The 18,755-nt window shown below is 58.5% G+C and carries 18 protein-coding genes; 8 read left to right on the top strand and 10 right to left on the bottom strand.

Annotated features, from left to right (window positions below):
• Positions 1–193: 193 nt before the first annotated feature.
• Both F8N12_RS12060 and rlmF read left to right on the top strand, forming a co-directional pair.
• The gene (locus tag F8N12_RS12060; RefSeq protein ID WP_150580632.1) at positions 194–3,040 is read left to right on the top strand and encodes a valine--tRNA ligase; all 2,847 of its coding nucleotides are present in this window, start codon (positions 194–196) and stop codon (positions 3,038–3,040) included.
• Positions 3,041–3,273: 233 nt separating this feature from the next.
• Positions 3,274–4,296 (top strand): 23S rRNA (adenine(1618)-N(6))-methyltransferase RlmF, encoded by a 1,023-nt coding sequence (rlmF, locus tag F8N12_RS12055; protein WP_150580631.1) that lies wholly within the window; start codon positions 3,274–3,276, stop codon positions 4,294–4,296.
• A gap of 212 nt (positions 4,297–4,508) precedes the next feature.
• Here rlmF and F8N12_RS12050 read toward each other — a convergent pair whose 3' ends face one another.
• A complete protein-coding gene (locus F8N12_RS12050) occupies positions 4,509–4,790 on the bottom strand; it encodes an HU family DNA-binding protein (protein ID WP_007905514.1) in 282 nt (93 codons plus the stop codon).
• Between the two features lie 496 nt (positions 4,791–5,286).
• On the opposite strand from F8N12_RS12050, the gene yejK reads away from it, so the two are divergent.
• Both yejK and F8N12_RS12040 read left to right on the top strand, forming a co-directional pair.
• Positions 5,287–6,291 (top strand): nucleoid-associated protein YejK, encoded by a 1,005-nt coding sequence (gene yejK, locus F8N12_RS12045; protein WP_150580630.1) that lies wholly within the window; start codon positions 5,287–5,289, stop codon positions 6,289–6,291.
• The gene (locus tag F8N12_RS12040; RefSeq protein ID WP_150580629.1) at positions 6,291–6,641 is read left to right on the top strand and encodes a glutaredoxin family protein; all 351 of its coding nucleotides are present in this window, start codon (positions 6,291–6,293) and stop codon (positions 6,639–6,641) included. Before yejK ends, F8N12_RS12040 begins: the two co-directional genes overlap by 1 nt.
• 227 nt (positions 6,642–6,868) lie before the next feature.
• On the opposite strand, the gene F8N12_RS12035 is transcribed toward F8N12_RS12040, so the two are convergent.
• The 5 genes from F8N12_RS12035 to F8N12_RS12015 form a co-directional block, all read right to left on the bottom strand.
• Positions 6,869–7,804 carry a glutathione S-transferase family protein gene (locus F8N12_RS12035; RefSeq protein WP_150580628.1) on the bottom strand — a complete coding sequence of 312 codons (936 nt, stop codon included), beginning with the start codon at positions 7,802–7,804 and terminating at the stop codon, positions 6,869–6,871.
• 87 nt (positions 7,805–7,891) lie between these two features.
• A complete protein-coding gene (locus F8N12_RS12030) occupies positions 7,892–8,209 on the bottom strand; it encodes a GIY-YIG nuclease family protein (RefSeq protein ID WP_150580664.1) in 318 nt (105 codons plus the stop codon).
• A gap of 39 nt (positions 8,210–8,248) precedes the next feature.
• Positions 8,249–8,719: a nuclear transport factor 2 family protein gene (locus F8N12_RS12025; RefSeq protein ID WP_150580627.1), complete on the bottom strand. Its 471-nt coding sequence runs from the start codon at positions 8,717–8,719 to the stop codon at positions 8,249–8,251.
• A gap of 110 nt (positions 8,720–8,829) precedes the next feature.
• Positions 8,830–10,128, bottom strand: coding sequence for a CynX/NimT family MFS transporter (locus F8N12_RS12020; RefSeq protein ID WP_150580626.1), 1,299 nt, complete (start codon positions 10,126–10,128; stop codon positions 8,830–8,832).
• Positions 10,118–10,777: a FadR/GntR family transcriptional regulator gene (locus F8N12_RS12015; protein ID WP_150580625.1), complete on the bottom strand. Its 660-nt coding sequence runs from the start codon at positions 10,775–10,777 to the stop codon at positions 10,118–10,120. The genes F8N12_RS12020 and F8N12_RS12015 overlap by 11 nt, the downstream gene beginning before the upstream one ends.
• A gap of 167 nt (positions 10,778–10,944) precedes the next feature.
• Between F8N12_RS12015 and F8N12_RS12010 the strand changes: the two genes are divergently transcribed.
• Positions 10,945–11,256: a type II toxin-antitoxin system MqsR family toxin gene (locus F8N12_RS12010; protein ID WP_150580624.1), complete on the top strand. Its 312-nt coding sequence runs from the start codon at positions 10,945–10,947 to the stop codon at positions 11,254–11,256.
• On the top strand, positions 11,253–11,735 hold the full coding sequence (locus F8N12_RS12005) for a type II toxin-antitoxin system MqsA family antitoxin (protein WP_150580623.1): 483 nt from the start codon (positions 11,253–11,255) through the stop codon (positions 11,733–11,735). Before F8N12_RS12010 ends, F8N12_RS12005 begins: the two co-directional genes overlap by 4 nt.
• A 58-nt stretch (positions 11,736–11,793) precedes the next feature.
• On the opposite strand, the gene F8N12_RS12000 is transcribed toward F8N12_RS12005, so the two are convergent.
• The 4 genes from F8N12_RS12000 to F8N12_RS11985 all read right to left on the bottom strand — a co-directional run bounded on the left by F8N12_RS12000 (position 11,794) and on the right by F8N12_RS11985 (position 15,956).
• Positions 11,794–12,558 (bottom strand): amino acid ABC transporter ATP-binding protein, encoded by a 765-nt coding sequence (locus tag F8N12_RS12000; protein WP_092272917.1) that lies wholly within the window; start codon positions 12,556–12,558, stop codon positions 11,794–11,796.
• A gap of 11 nt (positions 12,559–12,569) precedes the next feature.
• On the bottom strand, positions 12,570–13,667 hold the full coding sequence (locus F8N12_RS11995; RefSeq protein WP_150580622.1) for an amino acid ABC transporter permease: 1,098 nt from the start codon (positions 13,665–13,667) through the stop codon (positions 12,570–12,572).
• Positions 13,668–13,677: 10 nt separating this feature from the next.
• Positions 13,678–14,859 carry an amino acid ABC transporter permease gene (locus tag F8N12_RS11990; RefSeq protein ID WP_150580621.1) on the bottom strand — a complete coding sequence of 394 codons (1,182 nt, stop codon included), beginning with the start codon at positions 14,857–14,859 and terminating at the stop codon, positions 13,678–13,680.
• A 65-nt stretch (positions 14,860–14,924) separates the two neighbouring features.
• Positions 14,925–15,956 carry an amino acid ABC transporter substrate-binding protein gene (locus F8N12_RS11985; RefSeq protein WP_150580620.1) on the bottom strand — a complete coding sequence of 344 codons (1,032 nt, stop codon included), beginning with the start codon at positions 15,954–15,956 and terminating at the stop codon, positions 14,925–14,927.
• A 465-nt stretch (positions 15,957–16,421) separates the two neighbouring features.
• On the opposite strand from F8N12_RS11985, the gene F8N12_RS11980 reads away from it, so the two are divergent.
• The gene (locus F8N12_RS11980) at positions 16,422–17,078 is read left to right on the top strand and encodes an alpha/beta hydrolase (RefSeq protein WP_150580619.1); all 657 of its coding nucleotides are present in this window, start codon (positions 16,422–16,424) and stop codon (positions 17,076–17,078) included.
• An 86-nt stretch (positions 17,079–17,164) separates the two neighbouring features.
• A complete protein-coding gene (rhlB, locus tag F8N12_RS11975) occupies positions 17,165–18,628 on the top strand; it encodes an ATP-dependent RNA helicase RhlB (protein WP_150580618.1) in 1,464 nt (487 codons plus the stop codon).
• Positions 18,629–18,755: the final 127 nt, after the last annotated feature.

The following is an 18,755-nucleotide window of genomic DNA, read 5'->3' as shown; positions in this document are numbered from 1 at the left end:
AGGCTGCGATCTTTTGATTTCGATCTTCAACCCGAAAAAGATGGAGATCAAAAGATCGCAGCCTGCGGCAGCTCCTACAGTGTTCGCGCTGAAATGGATGACGCGCCCTGTCCACCCCTGCTCGCCCTGCGCCGCGTGCCCCGCTATACTCATCGGCTTTTCCTGAATTACTGCCAATAGGGTCCCGCCGCGCATGGACAAGACCTACCAGCCGCACGCCATTGAAGCTTCCTGGTACAACACCTGGGAGTCCGAGAATTACTTCGCCCCGCAAGGCGCGGGCGAGTCCTACACCATCATGATCCCGCCGCCGAACGTCACCGGCAGCCTGCACATGGGTCACGGTTTCAACAACGCGATCATGGACGCCCTGATCCGCTTCCGCCGCATGCAGGGTCGCAACACCCTGTGGCAGCCGGGCACCGACCACGCCGGTATCGCCACGCAAATGCTGGTGGAACGCCAACTCGAAGCTCAGGGCCAGAGCCGTCACGACCTCGGTCGCGAAAAATTCCTCGAGAAAATCTGGGAATGGAAGGATCAGTCCGGCGGCAATATCAGCCGGCAGATCCGCCGCCTCGGCTCGTCCGTGGACTGGAGCCGCGAGCGCTTCACCATGGACGACGGCCTCTCGGAAGCGGTCAAGGAAGCCTTTGTGCGTCTGCACGAAGACGGCCTGATTTATCGCGGCAAGCGCCTGGTCAACTGGGACACCAAGCTGCACACGGCGATTTCCGACCTTGAAGTGGAAAACCACGACGAGAAGGGCTTCCTGTGGAACCTGAAATATCCGCTGGCTGATGGCGTGAAGACCGCTGAAGGCAACGATTACCTGATCGTCGCGACCACGCGCCCGGAAACCATGCTTGGCGACGCCGCCGTGGCGGTTAACCCGAACGATGAACGCTACAAAGCCCTGATCGGCAAATTTGTCGAGCTGCCGCTGGTGGGCCGCCGCATCCCGATCATCGCCGACGATTACTGTGATCCGGAATTCGGCACCGGCTGCGTGAAAATCACCCCGGCCCACGATTTCAACGATTACGAAGTGGGCAAGCGCCACAACCTGCCGCTGCTGAACATCTTCGACAAGAACGCCGCCGTCCTGCCGGCCTGCCAGGTGTTCAACCTCGACGGTACGCTGAACGAAAGCGTCGATGGCAAGATTCCGGCCGAATATGCCGGCCTCGACCGTTTCGAAGCCCGCAAGCAAATTGTTGCGGCATTCGACGCCGCGGGCCTGCTGGTCAGCGTTGACGATCACGCCCTGAAAGTGCCGAAAGGCGACCGTTCCGGCACCATCATCGAGCCGTGGCTGACCGACCAGTGGTACGTGTCCACCAAGCCGTTGGCCGAGCCTGCAATCGCCGCCGTTGAAAACGGCCGCATCCAGTTCGTGCCGAAACAGTACGAAAACATGTACTTCTCGTGGATGCGTGACATCCAGGACTGGTGCATCAGCCGTCAACTGTGGTGGGGCCACCGGATTCCGGCCTGGTATGACGAGTCGGGCAAGGTTTATGTCGGTCGCGACGAAGCCGAAGTGCGCGCCAAGCACAGCCTCGGCCCGGACGTTGCGCTGCAACAGGACAATGACGTGCTCGACACCTGGTTCAGCTCCGGGCTATGGACCTTCTCCACCCTGGGCTGGCCTGAGCAGACCGAGTTCCTGAAGAAATTCCACTCCACTGACGTGCTGGTCACCGGTTTCGACATCATTTTCTTCTGGGTTGCCCGGATGATCATGCTCACCATGCACTTGGTGAAGAACGAAGACGGCACCCCTCAAGTTCCGTTCAAGACCGTTTATGTGCACGGTCTGGTGCGTGATGGCCAGGGCCAGAAGATGTCCAAGTCCAAGGGCAACGTCCTGGACCCGCTGGACATCATCGACGGTATCGAGCTGGAAGATCTGGTGCAGAAACGCACCTCCGGCATGATGCAGCCGAAACTGGCGAAGAAGATCGAGAAGCAGACTCGCGACGAGTTCGCCGACGGCATCGCCAGTTATGGCACCGATGCCCTGCGCTTCACGTTCTGCTCGCTGGCGTCCACGGGTCGTGACATCAAGTTCGACATGGGTCGCGTCGAGGGCTATCGCAACTTCTGCAACAAGATCTGGAACGCCGCGCGTTACGTGCTGGACAAGGGCGAAGATTGCGGCCAGAACGGCGAGGCTTACGAGCTGTCGCTGGCGGATCGCTGGATCATCTCGCAACTGCAACGCACCGAAGCCGAAGTAACCCGTCAACTCGACCAGTTCCGCTTCGACCTGGCAGCACAAGCGCTGTACGAGTTCATCTGGAACCAGTATTGCGACTGGTACCTGGAACTCTCCAAGCCGGTGCTGTGGGACGAGAACGCTGCGGTCGAACGCCAGCGCGGCACCCGCCGTACACTGGTTCGGGTGCTGGAAGTTGCGTTGCGCCTGGCGCATCCGTTCATGCCGTTCATCACCGAAGAAATCTGGCAGCGCATCGCGCCACTGGCCGGTATCGAAGGCAAGACGATCATGCTGCAACCTTGGCCGGTGGCCAATGAAGCGCGCATCGATCCAGCCGCCGAAGACGATATCGAGTGGCTGAAGACGCTGATGCTTGGCACGCGCAACATCCGCGCCGAGATGAACATTGGGCCGGGCAAGCCGCTGAACCTGTTCCTGAAAAACGTCAGCGCCGAAGATCAGCGTCGTCTCAGCGAGAACGAAGCGCTGCTGAAGAAGCTTGCGCGTCTGGAATCGATCACTGTGCTGGCTGCTGGCGAAGAGGCACCGCTGTCCGCTACCGCACTGGTGGGCGAGATGGAAGTGCTGGTGCCGATGGCCGGCCTGATCGACAAGGACGCCGAACTGGCACGTCTGGACAAGGAAATCCTGCGTCTGCAGGGTGAAGTTCAGCGCGTGGGCGGCAAGCTGTCCAACGCCGGCTTCGTCGACAAGGCCCCGGCCGAAGTCATCGAGAAGGAGCGCGCCAAACTGGCTGAAGCCGAACAGGCTTTGGGCAAGCTGGCGGAGCAGCATGCGCGGATTGCCAGTCTGTAACGGAAAATCGCAATAAAAAAGGGAGGCCCGAAATGGCCTCCCTTTTTTTGTCCAATCGCCGCAATCCCCCTGTGGTAGCGGGCTTGCTCGCGAAGGCGATGAGTCAGTCATTATCAATGTTGAATGTTAAATCGCATTCGCGAGCAAGCCCGCTCCCACAGGTATTGAGTTCAAAATGCTTGAATGTGGGACAATGCCCGCCACTTTCAGCCATACCCGAATCGACCACGCCCATGAACGCCCCCCGCACTCCCCGCCCTGCGCGCAAGAAGCCCGAATCCGCGACCCCGGCCAACGCCGCCCAGCCGCGCGAGAAGGCCAGCCTGCACCCGCGCAATCGCCATCAGGGTCGTTACGACTTCCCGGCGCTGATCAAAACCACGCCGGAACTGGCGAAGTTCGTGATCATCAATCCGTATGGCAAGGAAAGTATCGACTTCGCCAGCCCGGACGCCGTGCGCGTGTTCAACCGGGCGCTGCTCAAGTCGTTCTACGGCATTGCCCATTGGGACATTCCGGCGGACTACCTTTGCCCACCAGTACCGGGCCGGGCCGACTACGTGCACTTCCTGGCTGACCTGCTGGCCAGCGTCAACGAGGGCGAGATCCCGCGCGGTGCGCCGGTCAAGGTACTCGACATCGGCATGGGCGCCAACTGCGTCTACCCATTGATCGGCTACAGCGATTACCGCTGGCACTTCCTCGGCTCGGAAATCGATCCGACCGCTGTGGCCGCTGCCAAGGCCATTGTGCAATCGAACGGGTTGAACAAAGCCATTCAGTTGCGTCAGCAAAGCAATCCGAAGCACATTCTGCTGGGTTTGCTGGAACCGGGCGAACGCTTCGACCTGACCATGTGCAACCCGCCGTTCCACGCCTCGATGGACGAGGCAACCAAAGGCAGCGAGCGCAAGTGGCGCGCTCTAGGCCGCGCCGACCCCAAGCGCAAGCTACCGGTGCTGAACTTCGGCGGTCAATCCGCTGAGCTCTGGTGTGAAGGCGGTGAAGCACGCTTCGTCACCCAGCTGATCGCCGAGAGCGCGCACTTCCAGCACAAGGTGTTGTGGTTCAGCACGCTGGTGTCGAAAGCCTCCAATCTGCCGGCCATCGAGATCGCTTTGAAAAAGGCTGGCGTGCTGGAAAGCCAGGTAGTGGAAATGTCTCAGGGACAGAAGAAGAGTCGCTTTGTGGCCTGGACCTTCCAGACCAAATCCGAGCAGCAGGTATGGCGCGAGCGCTGGGCGCGTAAAAGCTGAGTAAAGCTATTTCTGACCTGTGAAAATCCAATGTGGGAGCGAGCCTGCTCGCGAAAGCGGTTGATCAGTCACATCAATGTTGACTGTCAGATCGCTTTCGCGAGCAGGCTCGCTCCCACATGGGTTTAGATGTTTGCAGGTCAATCGCTGAATCACAGACACAAAAAAACCGTGCCCGGATCACTCCGGCGCACGGTTTTTTCTAATGTGTCTTACTTGTTAACAGCGTCAGTCAGGCCTTTGGCCACAACCAGCTTGATAACTTTTTTGGCAGCGATTTCGATGGCTGCGCCAGTCGAAGGATTACGGCCAGTACGGGCAGGACGCTCAGTCACTTTCAGTTTGCCGATACCTGGCAGAGTGATTTCGCCGCCGTTTTCCAGCTGATCAGCAACGATTTGGCCCAGTTGGTCCAAAGCGTTACGCGCGGTGGTTTTTGGCGCGTCGATAGCTTCAGCGATGTCGGCGATCAGTTGGTCTTTAGTAAGAGCCATGTAGTGTTCCTTCCCTATCAAATTCATATGGATTGCAGAGTGCAGTGTCAGCCATCGAGCCGGATCTTCTGGATCTGGCACCCTCGGCCAATAACCACGGGATCGGGGTTATAGATGCCGAAATCAGGGTTTGGTTCGACCTGACAAATGCTGAATGCACGCTTTACGCAGTGACTTCGCGCAAGACCGGGCAAAACTAGCACAGAGACGGGGAAATATCCGCTTCTAGCTGCCCATTTGATCAGCTTTATTGCTCCAAACCGGGAAAAAACTGCATAAGCAGTGCCGCGCGAGCTGGAATTGGACTAAGCGTGCCCTGTAGGAGCTGCCGAAGGCTGCGATCTGTTGATCTGGTTATAACATCGAAAGATCGCACCCTTCCGCAACGCCTGCATTGAGCGCGCCAATCCGTCGGCCTGTCATGCCCAAAGATTGCGGTACACTGGGCGCTTTTTCGGGGAGCACGCCCTCCTCTCTTCAATCAGCCGAGAAGCCCATGCCGATCCGTCATTGCATCGTCCACCTGATCGACAAAAAACCCGACGGCACACCTGCAGTTCTTCATGCCCGCGACTCCGAACTGGCCGAGTCGAGCGCCATCGAAAACATGCTCGCCGACCTCAACGAAAGCTATAACGCCAAACAAGGCAAGGCCTGGGGTTTCTTCCATGCCGAGTCCGGTGCGCATCCGTTCAGCGGCTGGCTGAAGGAGTATTTCGACGGCGGCAAGGATTTCACCGCCTTCAGCCGTGTGGCGGTGGAACACCTGCAGAAGTTGATGGAAGAGTCGAACCTGTCAGTGGGCGGCCACGTGCTGTTCGCCCATTACCAGCAGGGCATGACCGATTACTTGGCGATCGCCCTGCTGCACCACAGCGAAGGCGTTGCAGTGACCGACGAGCTCGACGTCACGCCCTCGCGCCATCTCGATCTGGGCCAACTGCACCTCGCCGCCCGGATCAATGTTTCGGAATGGCAGAACAACAAGCAGTCCAAGCAGTACATTTCGTTCATCAAAGGAAAGAACGGCAAGAAGGTTTCGGAGTACTTCCGCGATTTCATCGGCTGTCAGGAAGGCGTCGACGGCCCGGGCGAAACCCGCACGCTGCTCAAGGCGTTCAGTGACTTCGTCGAAAGCGAAGACCTGCCGGAAGAATCCGCCCGGGAAAAAACCAAGACCCTGGTCGATTACGCCAGCAGTCAGGCAAAGATGGGTGAGCCCATGGGTCTGGAGGAGTTGTCGGAGCTGATCGACGAAGAACGTCCGAAGGCCTTTTACGATCACATCCGCAACAAGGATTACGGCCTGTCCCCGGAGATTCCGGCGGACAAACGCACCCTCAACCAGTTCCGCCGCTTCACCGGTCGCGCCGAAGGCCTGTCGATCAGCTTTGAAGCGCACCTGCTGGGCTCGAAGATCGAATACGACGAGGAAGCTGGCACCTTGATTATCAAAGGCCTTCCTACGCAGCTGACCGATCAGCTGAAGCGGCGCAACTGATGCTGACCGGGGTCTTGAAGAAAATCCTGCTGATTTTGCTGGTAGTGGTGATTTACCAGAATTGGGGCAAAATCGAGCGGTTGTTTAACCCCTCGCAAGTGGTGTCGGAACAGACTCAGGCCAAAGCCAACGTCGTGCTGTACGCCACTGAGTGGTGCGGCTACTGCAAGCTGACCCGGCGCTTTCTTGATCAGAAAGGCATTCCGTATCAGGAATTCGATATCGAAAAGAACACTGACGCGCGCAAGGCCTATGAGGCCCTGGGCGGTGGTGGAATTCCGATCATTGATGTGAATGGCACATTGATTCGCGGCTATGACCCCGATGCCATCCTCGCGGCATTGAAATAATCCGTTTGCCTCACACAACCCCTGTGGCGAGGGGGCTTGCCCCCGTTCGAGCGCGAAGCGGTCGCAAAGCTTGAGGCCGCTTCGCAGCCCAACGGGGGCAAGCCCCCTCGCCACAAGTAAATGTGAATCACCAAGCCACGACCAGATGTGAGTCACCAAGCCTCGACCAGGTGTCAATCAGCAAGCTTCTACCAGGTGTGAATCACCAGGCCTCGACCAAGTGTCAATCAGCAAGCCTCGATACGAAACCCGAACCGCGGGAAGTGCACATGCACCACACCGCCGCGCTCGTCCTCGCGACGCAGAATCAATTCTTCACTCCCCGCAAACAGCAATTCGCCGGCCACCGGGTCAACCCCGTAATCGGTTGCGGCAATCGTAACTTGCTGGCCAGACTCAAAGCCGTTCGGCTCTGCAAAATGCTCATTCGGCAAGGCCGTCGGCGTCGCATTGCGCGCCACTTGCAGCGCCTCCTCGGCGGTCATCTCGCTCGCAGCGCCATGGCCGAAACCCATCACCCGGGCGAACCACGCTGACACCGCAGGATAAGCATCAACCAACGGGGCAGTCACCGGCGTCGCCTTGAGGAACCACAGCGGATGAGCCAGCGCAATGTCGGCAATTGACGCCGCGCCGAACAGGAAGTCACCCTGCTCACGCTGCAGCTGCTGCTCCAGACGCATCATGATCGTCGGCCATTGATGCCGCGCCTGCTCGGCCGACAACCGGGTGGCACTGCCACCGCTGAACAGACCGGCGCGATCGGCCAAAAACGCCTTGATCGCTTCCGGCGGCAAACTGGCGAAACGCACCGCGACTGATTCCGGCTGGAACACCAGGCTGACAGCATGCTGGAACACCACCGAATCGACCCACGCCGCGAACGAGGCGACGATCATTTCCTGGCCTTCGGGGAAGAACGCCGGCAAGGCTTTTTCCTGTTCCAGCCGACGCGCAATCAGTGCGGTGTCGCAGTAAATATCGGCGCCTATCTGCAACACCGGCGTTTTGCGATAGCCGCCGGTCAATGCAGTCAGATCAGGTTTGGGCATCACCGGTGAAATTTTTACCGATCGCCAGGACAAGCCTTTGAAGCCCAGCAGCAGGCGCGCCTTTTCGGCGAACGGGGACGTCGGGTAATGATGAAGGATCAACTCGGACATGCTCGGCTCCGCCGCTGGAATAAGAGTCCGCAGCTTAGCGCGCAAATCGGTAGCAGCCTACAGATCTGCCTGATGGGAACTGATCAGTCAGATTGATAAGACGCCAGCGGCGCTGGCCACCAGACATTCCTTGGCGCTTTTCTTGAGTTTTTTGATGAGGCGTTCCTGGCGCAGCGCTTCACTTTTATCGCAGCAGGCTTCGGTGTAGACCAGCGCCACTGCCGGGCTGGAGAGGAAAAATCGCGCGCCCTTGCCACGTTGATGCGTGGCAAAACGGCGCACGGGATCGTCGCTGATCCCGCAATACAGCGAGCCATTGGCTGCCCGAACGAGGTACACAAACCAGGGTTTGCTGACCGGCGGCGCCTCGGCGGCAAGAACGGAAGAGTGGCTGAGGGTTTTCACGTGACGATTAAGGTTTGATCCGGACAAGTGGCGATCTTATCAGCGAGCGGCCTGAAATGCCCTCAACCCCTTCAATGCCTGGGCGCGAACAGCGTTTCTGACCAACGGCGTCCAGCCCAGCAGCAAACCTTTGAAGCCAAGCGCCTGCCGCGACCAGGCCCACAGATCGAAATGGTCATGGTGCTCGCAGATCTTGCCGTCGCGAAAGACGAACCGCGCCTGTATGTCGTTGACCACGGTGTTGCCGGTCTGGCTGAACAGATAAGTCGCCACCCAATGCGCGCCGCCCGTGCGTTCATCGCTGCGTACATTGTCGAACGTGAGGGAAAAGTCCTTCGCGCGGGTGGTCAGCATGCGCCACATGTCGCCGGCATCACGTCCGCGCAATTCGCCGAAGGCCGGGTCGCTGAACACCACGTCGTCGGTGTAGCAAGCGCTCATGGCCTCGGCATCCAGTCGTTGGAAGGCTTGGTAGAAACGGGTGATCAAGGCGTCGTGGGTTTCGCTCATGGTCAGGCTCTGTGATTGCGAAGGGTTGGGCTCTATTGCCTGCACGATAGTCTGCAAACACACGCAACACTATCGGCATTCGTGGACCGAATACCGAGGGTGCGTGAACCTCAGATCTTTTCGCTTTCTACCTGGACATACAATGAACGCCCTGCGCCAAGACCGGCAACGATCGCGGCGAGGCCGATCACGCCGAAAATCCAGCCGACGGCGGACCATCCACCGGTCCAGTCATGCACAATCCCGACCGCGAATGGCCCCATGGACGCGAGCGTGTAGCCGAAGCCCTGGGCCATGCCCGACAGGTTGGCGGCGACGTGGGAATCGCGCGAGCGCAGCACGATCAACGTCAGCGCCAGGCTGAATGCGCCGCCCTGCCCCAGGCCCAGAATAATTGCCCAGCCCCACAACCCTTCGATCGGTGCATACAGGCAACCGAACAGGCCGGCGAGAACCAGCGCCATGACCACCACGATTGCCAGGCGCTGGTCCTTGCCGCGCGTGGCCAGCCACGGTGCGGCCAGAGAACTCGCCAGTTGCACGATCACTGATCCCGAGAGCACCAGACCGGCCTGAGTCGGCGTCAGTCCGCGGCCGATCAGGATCGACGGCAACCAGCCGAAAACGATGTAGGCCAGCGACGATTGCAGGCCCATGTACAAGGTTACTTGCCAGGCCAGTCGATCGCGCAACAATCCGCGAACGCGATACGCAACTTGATGCGCACCGTGTTTCGGTCCGACCTGGGGCAACCAGAAGATCGCCGCGACCACGGCCGGAATCACCCAGACGCCAAGGCCCAGCGCCCAGCTATGGTCGAAATGCTCGCTTAACGGCACGGTCGCGCCCGCTGCCATGGCGGCGCCCAGACACAGGGCCATGGTGTAAACCCCGGTCATGGTCCCGGCGTGTTTGGCGAAGTCACGTTTGACGATGCCCGGCAGCAATACGCCAATCACGCCAATACTGGCCCCGGCCATTACGCTGCCAGCAAACAGGCCGATCTGACCAAACGAGCTGCGCACGATGATCCCGGCGGCCAGCGTCAGAAGAATCCCCAGTACGACCCGCTCGGCACCGAAACGGCGCGCGAGGATCGGTGCCAGCGGTGCAAACAGACCCAGGCAAAGCACCGGCAGCGTGGTCAGCAAACCGGCCTGAGCGGCGGACAAGCCGAGGGCTTTGGAGATGTCGCTGAGCATCGGTGCCATGCTCGACAGTGCCGGGCGCAGGTTCAGTGCCACCAGGATCAGGCCCAGCAACAGCAGCCACGGGCGGCGCAGTAACGGGGGGCGTTGCTGGACTTCGTCGTCATCGGCTTCGGCATCAATCAGCAGCTCTTCGAGCTCAGCTGTGCGCTTGTTTTGTTGCGTATTACTGGACATGGATTTCTCGGTTTCAAGGTTCATTGATCAACTGCCTCGACAGGGCTTTGGCCCGTTCGGGGTCGCGTTGTTCGACGGCATCAAGCAATTCGATATGCAGGTCGAACACTTCCTGGCGTCGGGGTGTAATGTTCAGGCAGTGGCGCAATTGCGCACCGACAATGCTGGAAAAATAGCCATACAGCTCACTGAGCGCCGGGTTGTGCGCGGCGGCTACCAACCGGCGGTGGAACACCAAATCGCAGGCGATATAAGTGTCGAGGTCGCCGTGGTAATGGCTGCCGCTGACGCCAAGCGCCTCGCGCAGCGCATGCAAATCTTCATCCGTGCGGCGCAACGCAGCGAGGCCGATCGCTTCGACTTCAAGGATGTGCCGCGTCTCGCGCGCCTGTTCGGCAGAGCAGCGCGACAACGCTTTCACGGTGTCGAGCGGGTCAACCACCGCCCGCAGATAACTGCCGTCTCCCTGGCGAATCTCGATCAATCCGGAAAATGCCAACACGCGCATCGCTTCGCGCACGGTGTTGCGACTGATGCCCAGCTCTGCCGACAACTCGGGTTCGGTGGGCAGTCGCTGGCCGACAACCCAGGCACCTTGATTGATTCTCAGGCGAAGCTGATCCAGCGCTTGGTCGACCAGGGAGCGTTTAACGAGTGGAGAAATGTCTGACATGGAATTCGCCCTTTCATCCAATCATAGGATGAATTTTCTGACATGTTAGTCAGCTTCGCGTAGGACGGCAACCGTCTAGGGTGTATGAGCAGGGAAAGGAGCGATATTTTCGACTAGTCAAAATTACCCTTTAAGGGTAATTTCAGGGACAGGGTAAACGACTTCTTATGGAAAAGAACACGCCTCATTACGACTTGGCGGTGATCAAGGCCGATGTCCGGCGACTTGGAAGCAAAGCATTCACCAGTACGGCTAAAAACGACGGCCAGATTCTTGGTTTAAACATCGAGGAAATGCTGACGGTCATTTTCGAACTACAGGGAAGGATGCTGTACAAATCGATGACCACCTACGCTGATCATCGCGTTTGGCAGGATGTTTATCACATCAACTCATTCGGTTTGGAGATTTATATCAAGGTGACATATCGCCCCGGCGGTGGCCCACCGATAATCTCCTTCAAGGAGAAATCCCAATGAAAACCCAGCAATGTTTTAGCTGCGGAGCCCAGGAAGGCATGCGCCATTTCGAGGGTCGCGCCGTGACCATGTCCGTTAAAGGCATGGAGCGCCGCGTAGATGATTTATCTGGCTGGGAATGCCAGATGTGTGGCGAGGTGGAGTTAGACGACAGCTGTTCTGAGCGCCATTCGGACGCGGGTGACGAATTGGTGATGGCGGCACGACAGATGATTGGCGATGAGATGAAGCGAATCCGGCGCAAGCTGCATCTGACGCAAAAAGAAGCGGTACACGTACTGTCTGGTGGCGGGCACAACGCGTTTTCTCGTTACGAGCGTGGCGAAATACTTCCCCCAAAAACATTGGTGTTACTGATGCGCCTGCTCGACCGTTATCCGCATTTGCTTGCTGACGTAAGATCACTGGGTGAAGGTGCGGACTTGAGGGGGTTCGAACATACGGAGCATAAAGAGCACCAAACCCTCACGGCTTCCTGAGCGAGAAAAAGCAAAACCCGGCACGTGGCCGGGTTTGTCTATACGAGTCAGCCTCGCATCAATGCAAAATCTGGCTCAAGAACAACTTGGTCCGATCATTCTGCGGGTTATCGAAGAAGTCATTCGGCGCCGCCTGCTCGACGATTTCGCCTTTGTCCATGAAGATCACGCGATTGGCCACGGTTCGGGCGAAGCCCATTTCGTGAGTCACGCACAGCATGGTCATGCCGTCTTCGGCGAGACCGATCATAGTGTCCAGAACCTCTTTCACCATCTCCGGATCGAGCGCCGAAGTTGGTTCGTCGAACAACATGATTTTCGGTTTCATGCACAGCGCACGGGCAATCGCCACGCGCTGTTGCTGACCACCGGACAACTGCCCCGGAAATTTATGCGCCTGCTCTGGAATGCGCACGCGCTCCAGGTAATGCATGGCGATTTCTTCGGCCTTGCGCTTGGGCATCTTGCGCACCCACATCGGCGCCAGCGTGCAGTTCTGCAGGATGGTCAGGTGCGGGAACAGGTTGAAGTGCTGGAACACCATGCCGACTTCGCGGCGCACCGTTTCGATCTGCTTGAGGTCGTTGGTCAGCTCCACGCCGTCCACCACAATGCGCCCCTGCTGGTGCTCTTCGAGACGATTGAGGCAACGAATGGTGGTCGATTTGCCCGAACCCGACGGGCCGCACAGGACGATTCGCTCGCCCTGTTTGACGTTCAGGTTGATGTCTTTCAAGACGTGGAACTGGCCGTACCACTTGTTTACGCCCTGCATCTGAATAATGCCTTCAGGGCTCACAGGCTGTTTGATCGCTTCACTCATAAACTACGCTCCTAACGCTTGTGGCCAGTGTCGAGCTTGCGTTCCAAATGCATGGAATAGCGCGACATACCAAAACAGAAAATCCAGAACACCAGGGCCGCGAACACGTAGCCTTCAGTGGCCATGCCCAACCATTTCGGGTCGGCTGCGGCTTGTTTGACGCTGTTGAGCAAGTCGAACAGGCCGATGATGATTACCAGGCTCGTGTCCTTGAACAGCGCAATGAAGGTGTTGACGATGCCGGGGATCACCATTTTCAGGGCTTGCGGCAGGATCACCAGGCCCATGCTGCGCCAGTACCCCAGGCCCATCGCAGCAGCCGCTTCGTACTGACCTTTGGGAATCGCTTGCAGACCACCGCGCACCACTTCGGCGACGTACGCGGACTGGAACAGGATCACGCCGATCAGTGCCCGCAGCAATTTGTCGAAGTTCATGCCTTCGGGCAGGAACAACGGCAGCATCACCGAGGACATGAACAGCACCGTGATCAACGGCACGCCGCGCCAGAACTCGATGAAGGTCACGCAGACCACGCGAATCGCGGGCATGTTCGAACGACGGCCCAGCGCCAGGACAATCCCCAGCGGCAATGCGCCGGCAATGCCCACTGTCGCAATCACCAGGGTCAGCATCAGGCCGCCCCACTGACTGGTCGCCACGGTGCTCAGACCAAACACGCCGCCGTGCAGCAGGCACCACGCGATGATCGGGTAAAGCACGAGGAAGCTCAGGCCGTACACGGCTTTGCGCGGGAAGCGCGAAATGAACAGCGGCGCCACGCCGATCACTGCCAGCCACACGGTCAGGTCCACGCGCCAGCGCATGTCCACCGGGTAGTAGCCATACATGAACTGGCCGAAACGCTGCTGGATGAACACCCAGCAGGCGCCTTCCTTGGTGCAGTCGGCCTGGCTGGTACCGATCCAGTTGGCGTCGATGATCGCCCAGCCGAGGATCGGCGGGACCACCAGATAGATCAGGTAAAACGCAAACAGGGTCAGCAGCGTGTTGAGCCAGCTGGAGAACATGTTCGCGCGTATCCACGCCACGACCCCGATACTGCGATTCGGTGGCGGCATGTCAGGTTTGAAAATATGAGTACTCATGCGCTTTTCCTTACCGCTCGATCAGCGCAATGCGCTTGTTGTACCAGTTCATCAGCAGGGAAATGCTGATACTGATCGCCAGGTACACGCTCATGGTGATGGCAATCACTTCGATCGCCTGGCCGGTCTGGTTGAGCACCGTGCCGGCAAACAGCGAGACCATTTCCGGGTAACCGATACCGGCCGCCAGCGAGGAGTTTTTCGCCAGGTTCAGGTATTGGCTGGTCAGCGGCGGGATGATCACGCGCATGGCTTGCGGGATGATCACCTTGCGCAGGGTCGGACCGTTGCGCAGGCCAAGCGAATGCGCCGCTTCGGTCTGGCCGTGGCTGACCGACTTGATGCCCGAACGCACGATCTCGGCGATGAACGCCGCGGTGTACACGGTCAACGCCAGCGTGAGCGCCAGCAGTTCCGGAATCAGCACCCAGCCACCAACGAAGTTGAAGCCTTTGAGCTCGGGCATTTCCCAGTGCACCGGCGCGCCGAAGATCAAGGCGCACAGCGCTGGAATCACCAGAAAAAGCGCCAGGCCTACCCAGAATTTGTGGAAGGGTACGCCGGTCGCTTCAAAACGTTTATTGGCCCAGCGGCACATCATCACGATGGCAACAATGGCTATAACGACGCTTGCTGCAAACGGCCAGAAACCTTCCGACGCCAGCGCGGCCGGCATGTTCAGGCCCCGGCTGCTGACGAAGAACGTGTCACCGAAGTTGTGGCTGGCGCGCGGCCCCGGCATGGTCAGGAATACCGCGAAATACCAGAACAGGATTTGCAGCAGCGGCGGAATGTTACGGAAAACTTCCACGTACACCGTCGCCAGTTTGGCAATGATCCAGTTCTTCGACAGGCGTGCCACGCCGACAATGAAGCCGAGCAACGTCGCCAGGATCACACCGATAAATGTCACCAGCAGCGTATTGAGCAGACCGATGACAAAAACCCGGGCGTAACTGTCCGATTCGGTGTAATCGATCAGGGTTTGAGCGATGCCGAAACCGGCACTGCGCTCCAGAAAGCTGAAGCCGGAGGTAATGCCCCGGTGTTCAAGGTTGGTCTGCGTGTTGTCGAACAGAAACCAGCCCAGCGAGACCACACCAATGATGGTGACGATCTGAAATACCCACGCACGCACTTTTGGATCGCTGAGGCTGAACCTCTGCTTTGGTGCGCCGATTGAATTTTGCATGAAGTGCCCCGGATGTAATGGAACAGAACATCACCCGGCGGTTGGCCCGCCGGGTGATAGAACCATCAGCGCACTGGTGGTGCGTATTGAATGCCGCCGTTATTCCACAGAGCGTTCAGCCCGCGGTCAATTTCCAGCGGAGTGCTCTTGCCAAGGTTCTTCTCGAACACTTCGCCGTAGTTACCGACTTGCTTGATGATCTGAACGACCCAGTCTTTAGGCAGCTTCAGGTCTTTGCCGTATTCACCGTCAGCGCCGAGCATACGAGCGACGTCCGGGTTCTTGGTGGCTTTGGCTTCGGCTTCGACGTTTTTCGAAGTGATGCCGGCTTCTTCAGCGTTGAGCATGGCGTAGCCAGTCCAGCGCACTACAGCCAGCCACTCGTCGTCGCCATTACGCACGACCGGGCCCAATGGCTCTTTGGAAATGGTTTCCGGCAGAACCACGTAGTCCTTCGGCGCGGCCAGCTTGCTGCGCTGGGCGAACAGCTGGGACTTGTCGGAGGTCAGTACGTCGCAACGACCGGATTCCAGCGACTTGGCGCTTTCGTCGGAGGTGTCGAAGGTGATCGGGGTGTATTTCAGACCGTTACCGCGGAAATAGTCGGAAACGTTCAGCTCGGTGGTGGTACCGGCCTGGATGCAGATGGTTGCACCGTCCAGTTCCTTGGCACTTTTGACGCCCAGCTTGTTGTTCACCAGGAAGCCGATGCCGTCATAGTAGGTAATGAAGCCTGGAAATTTCAGGCCCATGCCCGCATCGCGCGAACTGGTCATGGTGGTGTTGCGCGACAGAATGTCGATTTCGCCGGATTGCAGCGCGGTGAAACGCTCTTTGGCGTTCAGCTGGCTGAATTTCACTTTGTTCGCGTCGCCGAAAACGGCAGCGGCCACTGCGCGGCAGAAGTCAGCATCGATGCCGAGGATCTTGCCAGTAGCGTCCGGTACCGAGAAACCCGGCAAACCATCGCTGACGCCGCACTGTACGAAACCTTTTTTCTGCACTGCATCCAGGGTCGCGCCCGCCTGAGCGAACCCACTGACGCCAAGCACTGCGGCTGCAGTCACGACGGCCAGGGTGGATTTCAACATCTTCATTCAAACCTCCAGTTTTGCTCTTGTTGTGTCGGAGCGTGAGTCCAGTCGCACCCTTATGAGGCGTTGTTGACCCGTGTTGGCTTTTTTTAGGGTCAACCGACGTAAGACCTAGCTATAAGTCGAGTAGCAGAGATCCACTTTCATGGGCTCTCGCTTCTTACCAATCGGCCGAACAGGCTGTAGCCCTTTCACGTTCGCGAAGCCCGTTGCGGCCGTTGGCGAACATCCATCACCGGATTCTTGCTATCCCGCTGCTGACGATGGCCTGATAGTGTTACCGCCAGGCAGAGGAATATTCGTACAAGCGTTTACATAGCAAAGCCCGTACCAGACCGCTCGCCGAGCTCGATACGCGACAGGTCAATAGCTAAACTTGTAGCCTTGCGACATCTTCTTAACTGATCAACCCGATGCGCACTCAGATCACGCACTCATTGAGCGCGCATGCACATATTTGGAGCAGCCATGACCGAGCCCTTGATTCTTCAACCTGTTAAGGCCGCTGATGCCTGTGTTATCTGGCTGCACGGCCTGGGTGCCGATCGTTATGATTTTCTGCCGGTGGCGGAAGCGCTGCAGGAAAGTCTGCTGACCACCCGCTTCGTTCTGCCGCAGGCACCGACCCGGGCCGTGACCATCAATGGTGGTTACGAGATGCCAAGCTGGTACGACATATTGGCCATGAGCCCGGCGCGCGCGATCAGTCGCGAACAGCTCGACGCATCAGCCGACCGCGTACTGGCATTGATTGAAGAGCAGCGCACCAGCGGAATAGACGCCTCGCGGATTTTCCTCGCCGGGTTTTCGCAGGGCGGCGCGGTGGTCTTGCACGCTGCCTTTGTTAAATGGCAGGGACCTCTGGGTGGCGTACTTGCCCTCTCTACTTATGCGCCGACGTTCAGTGATGAGCTGCAGTTGTCCGCCAGTCAACAGCGTATTCCGGCACTTTCCCTGCACGGTCAGTACGATGACGTGGTGCAGAACGTCATGGGGCGGACCGCCTATGAATATCTGAAGCACCATGGTGTCACCGTGACATGGCAGGAATACCCAATGGGTCACGAAGTGTTACCTGAAGAGATCCGCGATATCGGGGTGTGGCTCGGTGAGCATTTGCGTTGACCGCAGGAAAACAGCCCATTGATCCCTCCCACTACGCCGCGCCCGGTTCTTGCATTACACTGGCCGGCACTTAACCTATTGATGAGATGACCGTGCTCAAAGCACTCAAGAAAATGTTCGGTAAAAGCGGGACTGAGCAGCTCGCGCCAGTTTCCACTGCGTCTCACAGCACCAGCCACCGAGCCGACATCAGCCCGTCGGGCCGCGGCCCAGGCGCAGAGGCCGCAATGACCGCGCCGGCTGTCGAAGCAGTTGCAGCCGAACAGCCGCTCGCCGAAGCACCGAAGCACCGAAGCCCGCGTCGAGAACCCAAGCCTAAAGCGCCGGTGATCCCCTGGAAACTCGAAGATTTCGCTGTTGAACCCCAGGAAGGCAAAACGCGTTTCCACGATTTCAAACTCGCACCCGAGCTGATGCACGCCATCCAGGACCTCGGCTTTCCTTATTGCACGCCGATCCAGGCTCAGGTGCTCGGTTTTACCCTCGCTGGCAAAGACGCCATCGGCCGCGCCCAGACCGGCACCGGAAAAACCGCCGCATTTCTGATTTCGATCATCACTCAACTGCTGCAGACGCCGCCACCGAAAGAGCGCTACATGGGTGAGCCGCGCGCGCTGATCATTGCTCCGACCCGTGAATTGGTGGTGCAGATTGCCAAGGACGCCGCCGACCTGACGAAGTACACCGGCCTCAATGTCATGACATTTGTCGGCGGTATGGACTTCGACAAACAGCTCAAGCATCTCGAAGCCCGTCACTGCGACATCCTCGTCGCAACGCCTGGCCGACTGCTCGACTTCAACCAGCGCGGCGACGTGCACCTGGACATGGTCGAAGTGATGGTGCTGGACGAAGCGGACCGCATGCTCGACATGGGCTTCATCCCGCAGGTGCGTCAGATCATTCGCCAGACCCCGCCAAAAAACGAGCGGCAGACCTTGCTGTTCTCCGCGACATTCACCGAAGACGTCATGAACCTCGCCAAGCAGTGGACGACCGACCCGTCGATCGTCGAGATCGAGTCGCAGAATGTCGCCAGCGAGAACGTCGAGCAACACATCTACGCGGTGGCGGGTGCCGACAAATACAAATTGCTCTACAACCTGGTCAATGACAACGGCTGGGAACGGGTGATGGTGTTTGCCAACCGCAAGGATGAAGTGCGGCGCATCGAGGAACGCTTGGTGCGTGATGGCGTCAACGCCGCGCAACTGTCCGGCGATGTGCCGCAACACAAGCGCATCAAGACCCTCGAAGGCTTCCGCGAAGGCAAGATTCGCGTGCTGGTTGCCACCGATGTCGCTGGTCGCGGTATCCACATTGACGGCATCAGCCACGTCATCAACTTCACGTTGCCGGAAGTCCCGGATGACTATGTGCACCGCATTGGTCGTACCGGTCGTGCCGGCGCCGATGGCGTGTCCATCAGTTTTGCCGGTGAAGATGATTCCTATCAGCTACCGTCCATCGAGGCGTTGCTGGGGCGCAAGATCAGTTGCGAAACTCCGCCAACGCATCTGCTGCGTGCGGTAGAGCGCAAGCGCCCGTAACACGCAGCAGCATAAAGAAAGGCGCAGCCGGAAACGGACTGCGCTTTTTTTTTGACCTGCTTATTGCTCGATAAACTTTATTGTCCATAATGGACAAATCAGTTTTCCTGCAACCTGCGGAGTCCAC

This window comes from Pseudomonas fluorescens (assembly GCF_902497625.1).
GTDB classification, from domain to species: domain Bacteria; phylum Pseudomonadota; class Gammaproteobacteria; order Pseudomonadales; family Pseudomonadaceae; genus Aquipseudomonas; species Aquipseudomonas fluorescens_BQ.
The sequence above is the reverse complement of the archived record's forward strand: the minus strand, read 5'-3'. Positions and strand labels throughout refer to the sequence as shown.